This is a genomic window from Streptomyces sp. NPDC058001 (assembly GCF_042886315.1).
In the GTDB taxonomy this organism is placed as follows: domain Bacteria; phylum Actinomycetota; class Actinomycetes; order Streptomycetales; family Streptomycetaceae; genus Streptomyces.
Map to the genome: position 1 here is coordinate 736,560 of NZ_JBHVQT010000001.1, position 14,408 is coordinate 750,967.

General features: G+C 68.8%; 12 protein-coding genes and 1 pseudogene. 12 read left to right on the plus strand and 1 reads right to left on the minus strand.

Annotated elements, in window-relative coordinates; all coding sequences use genetic code 11:
* The first annotated feature begins 33 nt into the window (after nucleotides 1–33).
* From ACFVT5_RS03425 to ACFVT5_RS03465, 9 genes are all read left to right on the plus strand, one after another.
* Complete coding sequence (locus tag ACFVT5_RS03425) at nucleotides 34–966, plus strand: ABC transporter permease (protein ID WP_389880878.1); 933 nt, start codon at nucleotides 34–36, stop codon at nucleotides 964–966.
* Nucleotides 959–1,915, plus strand: coding sequence for an ABC transporter permease (locus ACFVT5_RS03430; protein WP_389880880.1), 957 nt, complete (start codon nucleotides 959–961; stop codon nucleotides 1,913–1,915). The genes ACFVT5_RS03425 and ACFVT5_RS03430 overlap by 8 nt, the downstream gene beginning before the upstream one ends.
* A gap of 11 nt (nucleotides 1,916–1,926) precedes the next feature.
* Nucleotides 1,927–2,985 carry an ABC transporter ATP-binding protein gene (locus ACFVT5_RS03435; protein WP_389880882.1) on the plus strand — a complete coding sequence of 353 codons (1,059 nt, stop codon included), beginning with the start codon at nucleotides 1,927–1,929 and terminating at the stop codon, nucleotides 2,983–2,985.
* Complete coding sequence (locus ACFVT5_RS03440; RefSeq protein WP_389880884.1) at nucleotides 2,978–4,126, plus strand: ABC transporter ATP-binding protein; 1,149 nt, start codon at nucleotides 2,978–2,980, stop codon at nucleotides 4,124–4,126. Before ACFVT5_RS03435 ends, ACFVT5_RS03440 begins: the two co-directional genes overlap by 8 nt.
* Before the next feature lie 264 nt (nucleotides 4,127–4,390).
* The gene (locus ACFVT5_RS03445; protein WP_389880885.1) at nucleotides 4,391–6,010 is read left to right on the plus strand and encodes an ABC transporter substrate-binding protein; all 1,620 of its coding nucleotides are present in this window, start codon (nucleotides 4,391–4,393) and stop codon (nucleotides 6,008–6,010) included.
* Between the two features lie 23 nt (nucleotides 6,011–6,033).
* Entirely contained in the window at nucleotides 6,034–6,957 is a 924-nt protein-coding gene (locus tag ACFVT5_RS03450; protein WP_389880887.1) for an ABC transporter permease, read from the plus strand.
* Nucleotides 6,950–7,927, plus strand: a complete 978-nt coding sequence (locus ACFVT5_RS03455) for an ABC transporter permease (RefSeq protein WP_389880889.1) — start codon at nucleotides 6,950–6,952, stop codon at nucleotides 7,925–7,927. Before ACFVT5_RS03450 ends, ACFVT5_RS03455 begins: the two co-directional genes overlap by 8 nt.
* Before the next feature lie 5 nt (nucleotides 7,928–7,932).
* On the plus strand, nucleotides 7,933–8,907 hold the full coding sequence (locus ACFVT5_RS03460) for an ABC transporter ATP-binding protein (protein ID WP_389880891.1): 975 nt from the start codon (nucleotides 7,933–7,935) through the stop codon (nucleotides 8,905–8,907).
* Nucleotides 8,900–10,060, plus strand: a complete 1,161-nt coding sequence (locus ACFVT5_RS03465; protein ID WP_389880893.1) for an ABC transporter ATP-binding protein — start codon at nucleotides 8,900–8,902, stop codon at nucleotides 10,058–10,060. The genes ACFVT5_RS03460 and ACFVT5_RS03465 overlap by 8 nt, the downstream gene beginning before the upstream one ends.
* Before the next feature lie 149 nt (nucleotides 10,061–10,209).
* Here ACFVT5_RS03465 and ACFVT5_RS03470 read toward each other — a convergent pair whose 3' ends face one another.
* A complete protein-coding gene (locus ACFVT5_RS03470) occupies nucleotides 10,210–12,384 on the minus strand; it encodes a prolyl oligopeptidase family serine peptidase (protein WP_389880894.1) in 2,175 nt (724 codons plus the stop codon).
* Between the two features lie 162 nt (nucleotides 12,385–12,546).
* Between ACFVT5_RS03470 and ACFVT5_RS03475 the strand changes: the two genes are divergently transcribed.
* The 3 genes and pseudogenes from ACFVT5_RS03475 to ACFVT5_RS03485 form a co-directional block, all read left to right on the plus strand.
* Nucleotides 12,547–12,741, plus strand: coding sequence for a hypothetical protein (locus ACFVT5_RS03475; protein ID WP_389880896.1), 195 nt, complete (start codon nucleotides 12,547–12,549; stop codon nucleotides 12,739–12,741).
* Nucleotides 12,742–12,785: 44 nt separating this feature from the next.
* Nucleotides 12,786–13,703 carry an N-acetyl-1-D-myo-inositol-2-amino-2-deoxy-alpha-D-glucopyranoside deacetylase gene (gene mshB, locus ACFVT5_RS03480; RefSeq protein WP_389880898.1) on the plus strand — a complete coding sequence of 306 codons (918 nt, stop codon included), beginning with the start codon at nucleotides 12,786–12,788 and terminating at the stop codon, nucleotides 13,701–13,703.
* 203 nt (nucleotides 13,704–13,906) lie between these two features.
* Nucleotides 13,907–14,293, plus strand: a pseudogene (locus tag ACFVT5_RS03485) (DUF6113 family protein); the annotation flags it as partial.
* Nucleotides 14,294–14,408: the final 115 nt, after the last annotated feature.

The window sequence follows — 14,408 nt, forward strand, 5'->3', positions numbered from 1 at the left end:
GTCGGCTGTCGCTGTGAATGACATGGAGGCATGATGGGGCGCTACGTCGCACGACGACTGCTCCAGATGATCCCGGTTTTCATCGGGACAACGCTGCTGATTTTCCTCATGGTCTACGCCCTGCCCGGTGACCCCGTGGCGGGCCTGTTCGGCGACAAGGGCGGCAGCCCCCAGGCGGTCGCCGCGCTGAGACATGAGTACGGGCTCGACAAGCCGATCCTGGTGCAGTACGTCAACTACATGAAGGACATGGTCCTTCACCTTGACTTCGGCACGCAGATCGCCAGTGGCAGGCCCGTCACGGACATCCTCGGTGAGGCGTTCCCCGTGACGCTGCGGCTGACGGCGCTCGCCTTCACCATCGAGATCGTGCTCGGTCTGGGCCTCGGCATCCTCGCCGGTATGAAGGCCGGCAAGCTCGCGGACACCTTGGTCCTGATCTTCACCCTGCTGATGATCTCGGTGCCGGTGTTCGTCCTCGGCTTCATCTTCAAGACGGTCTTCGCCTTCCAGCTCGGCTGGCTGTCTCCGAACGTCAACGACTCCATGAACTATGGGGAGTTGTTGATGCCGGCGATCGTGCTGGCCGGTCTGTCGCTCGCGTATGTGGCGAGACTGACCCGTTCGTCGGTCGCCGAGAACCTGCGGTCCGACTACATCCGCACGGCCACCGCCAAGGGCCTGCCGCGCCGCCGCGTCATCGGCGTCCACCTGATGCGCAACTCGCTGATCCCCGTGGTCACCTACCTCGGTACCGACCTCGGCGCGCTCATGGGCGGCGCCGTCGTCACCGAGGGCCTGTTCAACATCAAGGGTGTCGGCGGCACGATCTTCGAGTCGATCCAGCGCCGCGAAGGCACCACGATCGTCGGCCTGGTCACCATCCTGGTGCTGATCTATCTCGCGGCCAGCCTGCTCGTCGACCTGCTTTACGCGGTCCTGGACCCGAGGATTCGCTATGCCTGATCTGACCAAGACCGCCGCCGAAGCCTCCGTGCAGGACGTGGCACCCACCGCCGAACCGGCGGAGCAGTTCCCGGTCGGCAAGGACAAGACCCGCAGCCTCTGGGGGGACGCCTGGGTAGACCTGCGGCGCCGCCCGCTGTTCGTCATCTCGGCGATCCTCATCCTGGTGCTGCTGGTCATCAGCGCCTTCCCGGGCCTGTTCACCAGCGCGGACCCGACGGTCGGCGACCTGTCGAAGCACTACCTGGGCAAGCCGGAACTCTCGCACTTCTTCTCACCCGAGTGGCTCGGCTACGACGTCCAGGGCCGCAGTGTCTACTCCCGCGTGATCTACGGCGCCCGTGCGTCGATCATCGTCGGTATCGGCGTGACGGCCCTGGTGACCTTCCTCGGCGGGCTCGTCGGCATGATCGCCGGATACTTCGGCGGACTCGTCGACTCGCTGCTCTCGCGGGTCATCGATGTCTTCTTCGGTATCCCCTTCCTGCTCGGTTCGATGGTCGTCATGAACTCCTTCGCCGAGCGCAAGGTGTGGGTGGTCGTCCTGGCCCTGGCCTTCCTCGGCTGGACCCAGATCGCGCGCGTCATGCGAGGCGCCGTGATCACCATCAAGCAGGCGGACTACGTGCACGCGGCGCAGGCGCTCGGCGCCAGCACCTCGCGCATCCTGTTCCGGCACATCCTGCCCAACGCGCTCGCCCCGGTGATCGTCGTCGCCACGATCGCGCTCGGCGGCTACATCTCCGCCGAGGCGACCCTGTCCTACCTGGGTCTCGGTCTCTCCGAGCCGGCGGTCTCGTGGGGCGTCGACATCTCGGGCGGCTCGAACCAGATCCGCGTGGCCCAGCACATCCTGCTGTTCCCGTCGATCATGCTCAGCATCACGGTGCTGTCGTTCATCATGCTCGGTGAGGCCGTCCGCAACGCCCTCGACCCGAAGCTGCGCTGAGGGAGGCGTACGTGACCACCATCGAGAAATCCGCACCAGTGCCCGTTCCCCGCGACAGCGGTGACCACGGGGGCCCGCTGCTCGACGTGCGCGACCTGCACGTCGAGTTCCACACCCGCGACGGTGTCGTCAAGGCCGTCAACGGTGTCAACTACAACGTCAGCGCCGGGGAGACGCTCGCCGTGCTCGGCGAGTCCGGCTCCGGCAAGTCCGTGACCGCGCAGGCGATCATGGGCATCCTCGACATGCCGCCGGGGCGGATCCCGCAGGGCGAGATCCTCTTCCAGGGCCGGGACATGCTCACCATGTCCGGCGAGGAGCGGCGCAAGATCCGTGGCCGGAAGATCGCCATGATCTTCCAGGACGCGCTGTCCTCGCTGAATCCGGTGCTGACCGTCGGCTACCAGCTCGGCGAGATGTTCCGGGTCCACCAGGGCATGTCGAAGAAGGATGCCAAGGCCAAGGCCATCGAGCTGATGGACCGGGTCAACATCCCCGCCGCCGCGGCCCGGGTCAGCGACTACCCCCATCAGTTCTCGGGCGGTATGCGCCAGCGCATCATGATCGCCATGGCGCTGGCCCTGGAGCCGGACCTGATCATCGCCGACGAGCCCACCACGGCCCTCGACGTGACCGTCCAGGCCCAGGTCATGGACCTGCTCGCGGAGTTGCAGCGCGAGTACAACATGGGCCTGATCCTGATCACGCACGACCTCGGTGTGGTCGCCGACGTCGCCGACAAGATCGCCGTGATGTACGCGGGCCGGATCGTCGAGACCGCACCGGTGCACGAGCTGTACAAGCGGCCCGCGCACCCGTACACCCGTGGTCTGCTCGACTCGATCCCGCGCCTGGACCAGAAGGGCCAGGAGCTGTACGCGATCAAGGGTCTGCCGCCCAACCTGCTGCGGGTGCCGACCGGCTGCGCGTTCAACCCGCGCTGTGACAAGGCGCAGGACATCTGCCGTACGGAGATCCCCGTACTGCACCCGGTGACGGAGCGGGACGGTGGCGAACTGCCCGGTCGCGGCTCCGCCTGCCATTTCTGGAAGGAGACGATCCATGGCTGAGGGCAGCAAGAACGAGGAGCCGCAGGACGCCATGCCGAACGTCTCCGAGGTGGAGACCGTGGACGCGGCGACCGAGGCGGAAGCGGTCGCGGCCGTCGAGGCCCCGGTCGGGCGCGGTGAGCCGATCCTCCAGGTCCGTGGTCTGGTCAAGCACTTCCCGCTGACCCAGGGCATCCTCTTCAAGAAGCAGGTCGGCGCGGTCAAGGCCGTCGACGGCGTCGACTTCGACCTGTACCAGGGCGAGACCCTGGGCATCGTCGGCGAGTCCGGCTGCGGCAAGTCCACCGTGGCCAAGCTCGTGATGAACCTGGAGCGGGCCACCTCAGGCCAGATCTTCTACAAGGGCCAGGACATCACCCGCCTGTCGGGCCGCGCCCTGAAGGCCGTGCGCCGCAACATCCAGATGGTGTTCCAGGACCCGTACACCTCGCTGAACCCGCGGATGACGGTCGGCGACATCATCGGGGAGCCCTTCGACATCCACCCCGAGGTGGCCCCGAAGGGTGACCGGCGCCGCAAGGTGCAGGACCTCCTCGACGTGGTCGGGCTCAACCCCGAGTACATCAACCGGTACCCGCACCAGTTCTCCGGCGGTCAGCGCCAGCGCATCGGCATCGCCCGCGGCCTCGCGCTCAACCCGGAGGTCATCATCTGCGACGAGCCGGTGTCGGCCCTGGACGTGTCCGTCCAGGCGCAGGTCATCAACCTGATGGAGAAGCTCCAGGACGAGTTCAACCTGTCCTACATCTTCATCGCGCACGACCTGTCGATCGTCCGGCACATCTCCGACCGGGTCGGTGTGATGTACCTGGGCCGGATGGCCGAGATCGGTACGGACACGCAGATCTACGACCACCCGACGCACCCGTACACCCAGGCACTGCTCTCGGCCGTCCCGGTCCCTGACCCGGAGGCCCGGGAACACCGTGACCGGATCATCCTCACCGGTGATGTGCCGTCACCGGCGAATCCGCCGTCCGGCTGCCGGTTCCGTACCCGCTGCTGGAAGGTGCAGGACCGCTGCTCGCAGGAAGTGCCGCTGCTGGCGATCCCCGAGCGTTTCAAGGGCACCGACGCGGAGGCGGCCCACGAGTCCGCGTGCCACTTCGCCGAGGAGAAGGACGTCGTGCACGCGGTCTGACCCGAGCCGGCCTTTCCGCGCGACGGATTGGGGGCGCCTGGAACCCATGTGGTTCCGGGCGCCCCTTTCGTATGCCCCCGTTCGTGTCCCCGTTCGTGTGTCCGGGGAGTGCCGGGGGTTTGCCGGTGCTCGTGGCGGTGTCGTCAGGTGTCGGCGTGTCCCACCCACTCGGCCGGAGTAAATATGCGCAAGGTGAGTGATAGGGCGATATTTGGGCCTATGCATCACAGGGCACGGCGACAGAGGCATCCGAGGAGGCACCGCATGCGGGGAGTCACGCGCGCCGGACGGGCCGCATGTGCGGCGGCCGTCGCCCTCGCGGCGACGGCGTGTGGCGGGGGAAGCGGCGGCAGCGTCTCCGGAGTCGCCAGTTCCTCCTGGGGTGACCCACAGAACCCGCTGGAGCCCGCCAACACCAACGAGGTGCAGGGCGGCAAGGTCCTCGACATGGTCTTCCGCGGTCTGAAGCGCTACAACTCCAAGACCGCCAAGGCCGAGGACATGGTGGCCGACAAGATCGACACCTCGGACTCGCAGAACTTCACCATCACCCTCAAGGACGGCTGGACGTTCAGCAACGGTGAGCCGGTCACCGCGCACTCCTTCGTGGACGCCTGGAACTACGGCGCCAGTCTGAAGAACAACCAGAAGAACGCGTACTTCTTCGGGTACATCGACGGCTACGACAAGGTTCACCCGGACTCGGGCGGCCAGTCGGCGGACACACTCTCCGGGCTGAAGGTCGTCAACGACAAGTCGTTCACCGTCAGGCTCAACCAGAAGTTCTCGTCGTTCCCCGACACGCTCGGCTACGCGGCCTTCGCACCGCTGCCCAAGGCGTTCTTCGACAACCACTCCGCCTGGCTCCAGAAGCCCATCGGCAACGGCCCGTACACGATCAGCTCGTACGTCAGGGGCTCGCAGATGTCGCTGCGGAAGTGGGACGGCTATCCGGGTCCCGACACGGCGCACAACGACGGGATCGACCTCAAGGTCTACACCGACAACAACACCGCCTACACCGATCTGATGGCCGGCAACCTCGACCTGGTGGACGACGTGCCCGCGTCCCAGCTCAAGAACGTCAAGGCCGACCTCGGCGACCGGTACATCAACACCCCCGCCGGCATCATCCAGACCCTCGCCTTCCCCTACTACGACAAGGCATGGAACGGCCCGAACACGTTCAAGGTCCGCCAGGGGCTGTCCATGGCGATCAACCGCCAACAGATCACCGACATGATCTTCCACAAGACCCGCACCCCCGCCACCGACTGGACCTCACCCGTCCTCGGCGCGGACGGCGGCTTCAAGGAAGGGTTGTGCGGGGACTCCTGCACCTACAACCCCGGCCAGGCGAAGAAGCTCGTCCAGGAGGGCGGCGGTCTGCCCGGCGGCCAGGTCAAGATCTCGTACAACGCGGACACCGGGTCGCACAAGGAGTGGGTGGACGCCGTCTGCAACTCCATCAACAACGCCCTCGGCAACGACAAGGCGTGCGTCGGCAACCCGATCGGCACCTTCGCCGACTTCCGTAGCCAGATCACTCAGTCCAAGATGTCGGGACCCTTCCGGGCCGGCTGGCAGATGGACTATCCGCTGATCCAGAACTTCCTCCAGCCGCTGTACTTCACCAACGCCTCGTCCAATGACGGCAAGTGGTCCAACCCGGACTTCGACAAGCTGGTCAACCAGGCCAACGCGGAGACCGACCAGGCCAAGGCCGTGAGCCTGTTCCAGCAGGCCGAGGGCGTCGTCAGGGACAACATGGCGGCCATCCCGCTCTGGTACCAGAACGGCAGCGCCGGTTACTCGGCACGGATCTCGAATGTCGCGCTGAACCCGTTCAGCGTGCCCGTCTACAACGAGATCAAGGTCGGCTGACCCGCTCACTCACGGAGGTCCCCTTGGGACGGTATGTGATCCGGCGTCTGCTCCAGATGATCCCGGTGTTCATCGGAGCGACCCTGCTGATCTTCCTCATGGTGAACGTGATGGGAGACCCCATCGCCGGGCTGTGCGGCCAACGGGCCTGCGATCCCGCGACGGAAGCGCAGCTCAAGAAGGAGTTCGGCCTCGACAAACCCGTGTGGCAGCAATACCTGACCTATATGGGCCATGTGTTCACCGGCGACTTCGGCACCGCCTTCAACGGACAGCCCGTCACCGAGCTGATGGCGACCTCGTTTCCCGTGACCATCCGCCTCACCATTGTCGCGATCCTCTTCGAGATCGTCATCGGCATCACCCTGGGCGTCCTCACAGGGCTGCGCCGCGGCCGTCCCGTCGACACCTCGGTCCTCGTCCTCACGCTCGTCGTGATCTCGGTGCCCACCTTCGTCACCGGTCTGCTGCTGCAACTGCTGCTCGGCGTCGAATGGGGCGTCATCCGCCCGTCCGTGTCCCCACAGGCACCCTTCGACGAACTGATCGTGCCGGGTCTCGTCCTCGCCTCGGTCTCCCTCGCCTATGTCACCCGGCTCACCCGGACGTCCATCGCGGAGAACCGCCGCGCCGACTACGTCCGTACCGCCATCGCCAAGGGCCTGCCCCGGCGCCGGGTCATCACCCGGCATCTGCTGCGCAACTCGCTGATCCCGGTGGTCACCTTCATCGGCACCGACATCGGCGCGCTGATGGGCGGCGCGATCGTCACCGAGCGCATCTTCAACATCCACGGCGTCGGCTACCAGCTCTACCAGGGCATCCTCCGCCAGAACACCCAGACCGTCGTCGGCTTCGTGACGGTCCTCGTCCTGGTGTTCCTGGTGGCCAACCTGCTCGTCGACCTCCTGTACGCCGTACTCGACCCGAGGATCCGCTATGCCTGAGCAGCAGCCCGACGGCGGCGCCATCGCCTCGACCGGCGCGGGCGGGGCGATGGACCTCGCCACCTCCGAGGGCACCACGCTGGAGAAGACACCCGGCGGCCCCGAGGGCACAGGCCCGTCCGCCAAACCTCGTAGCCTCTGGTCCGACGCCTGGCACGACCTGCGCCGCAACCCGGTCTTCATCCTCTCCGCGCTCGTCATCCTCTTCCTGGTGTTCATCTCGCTGTGGCCCGGGGCCATCGCCACGCAGAACCCCCTCGACTGCAACCTCGCCAAGTCCCAGGAAGGCTCCCAGCCCGGCCACCCCTTCGGCTTCGACGGCCAGGGCTGCGACGTCTACACGCGGACCGTCTACGGCGCCCGGACCTCCGTCTCCGTCGGCGTCTGCGCCACCCTCGGCGTCGCGATCCTCGGCTCCGTACTCGGCGGGCTCGCCGGGTTCTTCGGGGGCGTGTGGGACGCGATCCTGTCCCGGATCACCGACATGTTCTTCGCCATCCCCGTCGTACTCGGCGGTCTGGTGCTGCTCTCCGTGGTCACCAGCAACACCATCTGGCCCGTCATCGGCTTCATGGTGCTCCTCGGCTGGCCCCAGCTCTCCCGGATCGCCCGGGGCTCGGTCATCACCGCCCGGCAGAACGACTACGTCCAGGCCGCGCGGGCGCTCGGCGCGTCCAACTCGCGGATGCTGCTGCGGCACATCACGCCCAATGCCGTCGCCCCGGTCATCGTCGTCGCGACCATCGCCCTCGGTACCTTCATCTCCCTGGAGGCCACGCTCTCCTACCTCGGCGTAGGGCTGAAGCCGCCCACCGTCTCGTGGGGCATCGACATCTCCACCGCGTCCCAGTACATCCGCAACGCCCCGCACATGCTGCTCTGGCCGGCCGGGGCGCTGGCGATCACCGTGCTCGCGTTCATCATGCTCGGCGACGCGGTGCGCGACGCCCTCGACCCGAAGCTGAGGTGAGCGGCATGCTGCTCGACGTACGCGACCTGCACGTGGAGTTCCGTACACGGGACGGTGTCGCCAAGGCCGTCAACGGTGTCGACCTCGGCGTCGATGCGGGCCGGACCCTCGCCGTGCTCGGCGAGTCCGGCTCCGGCAAGTCCGTGACCGCGCAGGCGATCATGGGCATCCTCGACATGCCGCCCGGCCGGATCACCGGCGGCGAGATCCTCTTCCAGGGCGAGGACCTCCTCACGCTCAAGGAGGACCGGCGGCGCAAGGTACGCGGCGCCGGCATGGCGATGATCTTCCAGGACGCGCTGTCGTCCCTGAACCCGGTACTCAGCGTCGGCGCCCAGCTCGGCGAGATGTTCACCGTGCACCGAGGCATGTCCCGCAAGGACGCCAGGGCCAAGGCCGTCGAGCTGATGGACCGGGTCCGTATCCCCGCCGCCAAGGAACGCGTGGGGCAGTACCCGCACCAGTTCTCGGGCGGTATGCGCCAGCGCATCATGATCGCCATGGCGCTGGCCCTGGAGCCGGACCTGATCATCGCCGACGAGCCCACCACAGCCCTCGATGTGACCGTCCAGGCCCAGGTCATGGACCTCCTCGCGGAGTTGCAGCGCGAGTACGACATGGGCCTGATCCTGATCACGCACGACCTCGGTGTGGTCGCCGACGTCGCCGACAGGATCGCCGTGATGTATGCGGGCCGCATTGTCGAGACGGCGCCCGTCCACGACCTCTACAAGGCCCCCGCGCACCCGTACACCAAGGGCCTCCTCGCATCGATCCCGCGCCTGGACCAGAAGGGCCAGGACCTGTACGCGATCAAGGGCCTGCCGCCCAATCTGACGCGCATCCCGCCCGGCTGCGCCTTCAACCCGCGCTGCCCGATGGCGCGGGACGTGTGCCGCACCGATGTGCCGCCCCTCGCACGGGTCTCCGCCGAGCGCCGCAGCGCCTGCCACTTCTGGAAGGAGACCCTCGATGGCTGAGCCGGCCACGGAGGAACCGGCGGGCCTCGCGGACCCGCCACCCGTCGCCCCGGGGGAGCCGATCCTCGAAGTGCGGGGCCTGGTCAAGCACTACCCGCTGACCCAGGGCATCGTCTTCAAGAAGCAGATCGGCGCGGTCAAGGCCGTCGACGGCGTCGACTTCGACCTGCGCCAGGGCGAGACCCTCGGCATCGTCGGCGAATCCGGCTGCGGCAAGTCGACGGTCGCGAAGATGCTCGTCCACCTCGAACAGCCGACGGCGGGCGAGATCCGCTACAAGGGCGAGGACATCGCGAAACTCTCCGGGCGCGCGCTGCGGGCGGTGCGCCGCAACATCCAGATGGTGTTCCAGGACCCGTACACCTCGCTCAACCCGCGGATGACCGTCGGCGACATCATCGGGGAGCCGTACGAGATCCATCCCGAGGTCGCGCCCAAGGGGGACCGGCGGCGCAGGGTGCGGGAGCTGCTCGACGTGGTCGGGCTCAACCCCGAGTACATCAACCGGTATCCGCACCAGTTCTCCGGCGGTCAGCGCCAGCGCATCGGCATCGCCCGCGGCCTCGCGCTGCGCCCCGAGATCATCGTCGCCGACGAACCGGTCTCCGCGCTCGACGTGTCGGTCCAGGCCCAGGTCATCAATCTGCTCGAACAGCTCCAGAACGAGTTCGACCTGTCGTACGTGTTCATCGCGCACGACCTGTCGATCGTCCGGCACATCTCCGACCGGGTCGGCGTGATGTATCTCGGCCGGATCGTCGAGATCGGTACGGACACGCAGATCTACGACCACCCGACGCACCCCTACACCCAGGCGCTGCTCTCCGCGGTGCCCGTGCCGGATCCGGACGCCCGGGAACACCGTGACCGGATCATCCTCAGCGGTGATGTGCCGTCACCGGCGCATCCGCCCTCGGGCTGCCGGTTCCGTACCCGCTGCTGGAAGGCTCAGGAGCGGTGCGCCCTGGAGGTGCCGCTGCTCGCCGTGCCCGCCGAGTTCCGCTACGCCGGGGGCGAGGCCGCGCACGACTCGGCGTGCCACTTCGCGGAGGAGAAGCGGGTGGTGCCGCCGGAGGAGCGGGGGGAGTCGCCGGGGGTGGCGCCTGACGTGCCGGGGGAGTCGCCGGACGTGCCGCCGACGGAACCGACCTAACGGCTCAAAAGCACACAAATTCCGTTAACACCTGTGCAACTCCGCTGTCGCGGTACCGATATACGGACGCGTCAGGCTGTGCAGCGTACGGCCGTGCGGGTGCCGTAGACCGGCCGGGGCGCGCCATGTCGCCCCGGCCGGTCGCCCGTTCAGGCGCCGGCGCCGAGCGACCGCTTCAGGAAGTCGACCTGGAGCAGCAGCAGATTCTCCGCGACCTGCTCCTGCGGTGTCATGTGCGTCACGCCCGACAGCGGCAGCACCTCGTGCGGGCGGCCCGCCGCGAGCAGCGCCGAGGACAGGCGCAGTGTGTGCGCGGCCACCACGTTGTCGTCGGCGAGACCGTGCACGATCATCAGCGGCCGGTGCGGCTCGGCGGGCGCCACCAGACCGTCGTCGTCCACCAGTGAACTCGCCGTGTACGTCTCGTCGGTGGCCGCCGGATCCCCGAGGTAGCGCTCCGTGTAGTGCGTGTCGTAGAGCCGCCAGTCGGTCACCGGTGCGCCCGCGACACCCGCGTGGAACACATCGGGCCGCCGCAGCACCGCCAGCGCCGCCAGATAGCCACCGTACGACCAGCCCCGGATCCCGACCCGCGACAGATCAAGCGGAAAGCGCCCGGCGAGATCCTGGAGCGCGTCGACCTGGTCATCGAGCGTGATCGTGAAGTCGTGTCGTACGGCCTTCTCCCACGCGGGCGACCGGCCCGGGGTGCCCCGTCCGTCCGCGACCACCACGGCGAACCCCTGGTCGGCGAACCACTGCGAGGTGAGATGGGCGTTGTGCGCCGCCACCACCCGCTGACCGTGCGGACCGCCGTACGGATCGAGCAGCACCGGAAGCGGACCGTCGCCCTCGGCGTAAGCGGAAGGGAGCAGGACGGCGCACGGGATCCGGCGCGTGCCCCCCTCCGTGAGCGTCACGCGCGGGCTGAAACCGGGACGTTCCGCGCAGGAGTCGACTGTGGCCACCTGCTTCCCGTCCCGCAGCACCCGCACCTGGGCGCCCGGCTCCCCGGGGACCGACGACATCAGCACGGTCACCCCGCCCGAGCGGACCGCCGAGTGCACCCCGGGCTCCTGCGAGAGGCGTTCCATGCCCAGCTCGTTGACCCGGTACACATGCACCTCGCCGGTCTCCGGGTCACCCGCGCCCTCGCCCGCCGACGCGGAGATCAGCACATCGTCGTCGGACACGTCCAGGACCGCCCGTACCTGCACCTGGTGGCCCGTCAGCGGCCGGTCGCCCACCGCGAGGACCCGGGCGCCGCCCTCGTCCGCGATCCGCACCAACCGCCCGCTCGGCGACCAGCACGGCACACCCGTGAACAGTTCGAGCCACTGCTCGCTGTCGTCGGCGTGCACCATCCGCGTCGAACCGTCGTCCGGATCGACCGCGAGATGCAGCTGACCGCGCTGGTCCCTGGCCTGCACCAGGAGCAGCGGCGCCCCGGCCGACGACCAGTGCACCCGCGCGAGATACGGGTACCGCTTCCGGTCCCAGTCGACCTCGACGCGCGAGCCGTCGAGCCCCAGCACGAAGAGCCGCACCTCCGCGTTGGGCGTGCCCGCCGAGGGGTACGCGACCCGGGACGGCTCACGGTCCGGGTGCGCCGGGTCCGCGATCCACCAGCGGCGCACCTTGGCGTCGTCCGCGCGGGCGACCAGGAGCCGCCGCGAATCGGGGGACCACCAGAAGCCGCGGTACCGGTGCATCTCCTCGGCCGCGATGAACTCCGCCAGGCCGTAGGTGACCGTCTCCGTCTCCGGCTCGGCGAGGGTGGTCCCAGTACCCCAGACACGCGGCGCCCGGTCGTCCCCGGCCCCGTCAGGACCCTCCTGGCCCCCGACGAGGGCCACGGCGTGCAGGGCGCCGCCGGCCACATACGCGATGTGCCGGCCGTCGGGCGAAGGGCGTGGGTCGATCACCGGTCCCTGGATCGGCAGTTCGCGGGCCGTACCGTCCAGCAACTCCGCCGCGAACAGCCGCCCCGACAGGGCGAACGCCGCCAGCTCCACGGCCGTGTCGGTCGCGTAGCCGACGATGCCCGCGCCGCCCTCACGGCTGCGTTCGCGCCGCGCGCGCTCCGCCGCCGACAGACGCTCCGGCGCGCCCCTCAGAAGCGCCGGCGGATCCGCCGCGACGCGTTCCTCGCCCGTCGCCGGATCAGCCACCCACAGCAGACTCGCCCGATCGGTGCCGGAGCGGGACCGCAGGAAGACGACGCGCTTCCCGTCGGGCGCGACGGTGAACGCGCGGGGGGCACCCAGACTGAAGCGCTGGGTGCGGGCGTGCTGACGCGGGAACGACAGGGGCTCTGTTGTCATCCCTCGACCCTATGGCGCATGCGCCCCCTCGTGCTCCGGTGAGCCGACCCTGTGCGATCCATGCGTACGCACGGAAAGTTATGATCCGTGGCGCTGGGTGGGTATGAACCTGCTGGCGCCCTAAGCATGTCCCGAGACCGGTCTTTTAGGAGGTGAACCGCCGTGGCACTCTCGATTTCGGCGGTGGTGCTGCTGGCGATCATCGTCTTCATCCTGGTCAAGAAGTCCGGACTGAAGGCCGCCCACGCCATCGTCTGCATGCTGCTCGGCTTCTATCTGGCGAGTTCCTCCATCGCCCCGACGATCAGCGAACTCACCACGAATGTGGCGGGGATGATCGGCGGCATCAAGTTCTAGCGGGTCCGGGGAACGCGGGGGCCGCGGAATCGTAGGCTGGGCCTATGACGGAAGCCCCCGAACGTCGGCGCGTGCTGTTCGTGCACGCGCACCCCGACGACGAGTCGATCACCACCGGCGCCACCATGGCCCGGTACGCGGCCGAGGGTGCCCGGGTCACGCTGGTCACCTGCACCCTCGGTGAGGAGGGTGAGGTCATCCCGCCCGGTCTGGCGCACCTGACCGCCGACCGCGACGACACCCTGGGCACCCACCGTATCGGCGAGCTGTCCGCCGCCATGAGGGAACTCGGCGTCCACGACCACCGCTTCCTCGGCGGCCCCGGGCGCTACCGCGACTCCGGCATGACGGGTCTCCCGCAGAACCACCGCGCGGGCTCCTTCTGGTCCGCCGACCTCGACGAGGCGGCCGGACACCTGGTCGAGGTGATCCGCGAGGTCCGCCCCCAGGTCCTCGTCACCTACGATCCGAACGGCGGGTACGGCCACCCCGACCACATCCAGGCGCACCGTGTCGCCATGCGCGCCGCCGACCTCGCCGCCGAAGGGGCCTTCCGGCGCGACCTGGGCGCCCCGCACACCCTCGCGAAGATCTACTGGAACCGGCTCCCGCGCTCCGTCGCCGAAGCGGGCTTCGCCCGGCTGCGCGACGCCCTGCCCGACCTGCCGTACACGTCCGCCGCAGCCGTGGACGACGTACCGGGAGTGGTGTCGGACGAGGTGGTCACGACCGCCGTGGACGGCACCGCGTATCTGACGGCGAAGGCCGCGGCGATGCGCGCGCACGCCACCCAGATCGAGGTCGCCGAACCGTGGTTCGCGCTGTCCAACGGGCTCGCGCAGCCGCTGTTCACCGCCGAGTACTACGAGTTGGCGCGCGGCACCCTCGGCGGCGCGGCCCCGGAGCGGGACCTGTTCGCGGGGCTGTCCCCCGCGACGACGGAAGGGGCGACGGCCCGATGAGTACCAGTCCGACCGGCAAGAGCCCCGCGGGCAAAGGCCCGACGAGCACCGGACCGACCGGCAAGGGCCCCAAGGGCAAGGGGCACCAGGGCAAGGGCGCCGCGGGCCGGAGCCCGACCAGTGACGGCCCGGCGGGCAGCGGCCCGACCCGCACCGACGGCAGCCGCCGCTCCACCCCCGCCCCTCCGTCCCCGGCACTCGGCAGCGCCCTCGCGCAGAGGCCCCGACCGGGGCGGATCCTGCTGTACGTGGTCCTGTTCGTGCTCGGCGCGGTCGTAGGCATGGCGGGCGCCCTGGTCCAAGGGGGCTGGTTCCCGGGCGGGTTGCTGCTCGCGCTCGCCGGTTCCGCCGGGCTGTTCCTCGGCGGATCGGCGCTGGCCGGGTCGCGCGCGGGGGCCGTCGCGTCGGCCGCCGGATGGCTCGTCATGGTCGTCCTGCTGACCTCGACCCGGCCGGAAGGTGACTTCCTGTTCGCGGCCGGCGCGGGCTCCTATCTCTTCCTGCTCGGCGGGATGGCCGTGGCTGTGATGTGTGCCACCCTCGGTCGGCGACCGCAACCGGGCGGCGTTCCTGTCCGACTTGGCAAGTGACGTACCAGTTCGCCGTATCACGTCGGTCCTGAGCCCGCACAGGTTTCGCACGCCACCGCAGTTTGCGGGCCGCCCGTGGCCAGTATGGTGGTGCGCGCCGCCGAGCCTCCCCCAC

Coding starts and splice junctions, on each gene's coding strand:
- ACFVT5_RS03425 (WP_389880878.1), top strand. CDS start 34: ATGGGGCGCTACGTCGCACGACGACTGCTCCAGATGATCCCGGTTTTC.
- ACFVT5_RS03430 (WP_389880880.1), top strand. CDS start 959: ATGCCTGATCTGACCAAGACCGCCGCCGAAGCCTCCGTGCAGGACGTG.
- ACFVT5_RS03440 (WP_389880884.1), top strand. CDS start 2,978: ATGGCTGAGGGCAGCAAGAACGAGGAGCCGCAGGACGCCATGCCGAAC.
- ACFVT5_RS03445 (WP_389880885.1), top strand. CDS start 4,391: ATGCGGGGAGTCACGCGCGCCGGACGGGCCGCATGTGCGGCGGCCGTC.
- ACFVT5_RS03455 (WP_389880889.1), top strand. CDS start 6,950: ATGCCTGAGCAGCAGCCCGACGGCGGCGCCATCGCCTCGACCGGCGCG.
- ACFVT5_RS03460 (WP_389880891.1), top strand. CDS start 7,933: ATGCTGCTCGACGTACGCGACCTGCACGTGGAGTTCCGTACACGGGAC.
- ACFVT5_RS03465 (WP_389880893.1), top strand. CDS start 8,900: ATGGCTGAGCCGGCCACGGAGGAACCGGCGGGCCTCGCGGACCCGCCA.
- ACFVT5_RS03470 (WP_389880894.1), bottom strand. CDS start 12,384: ATGACAACAGAGCCCCTGTCGTTCCCGCGTCAGCACGCCCGCACCCAG.
- mshB (WP_389880898.1), top strand. CDS start 12,786: ATGACGGAAGCCCCCGAACGTCGGCGCGTGCTGTTCGTGCACGCGCAC.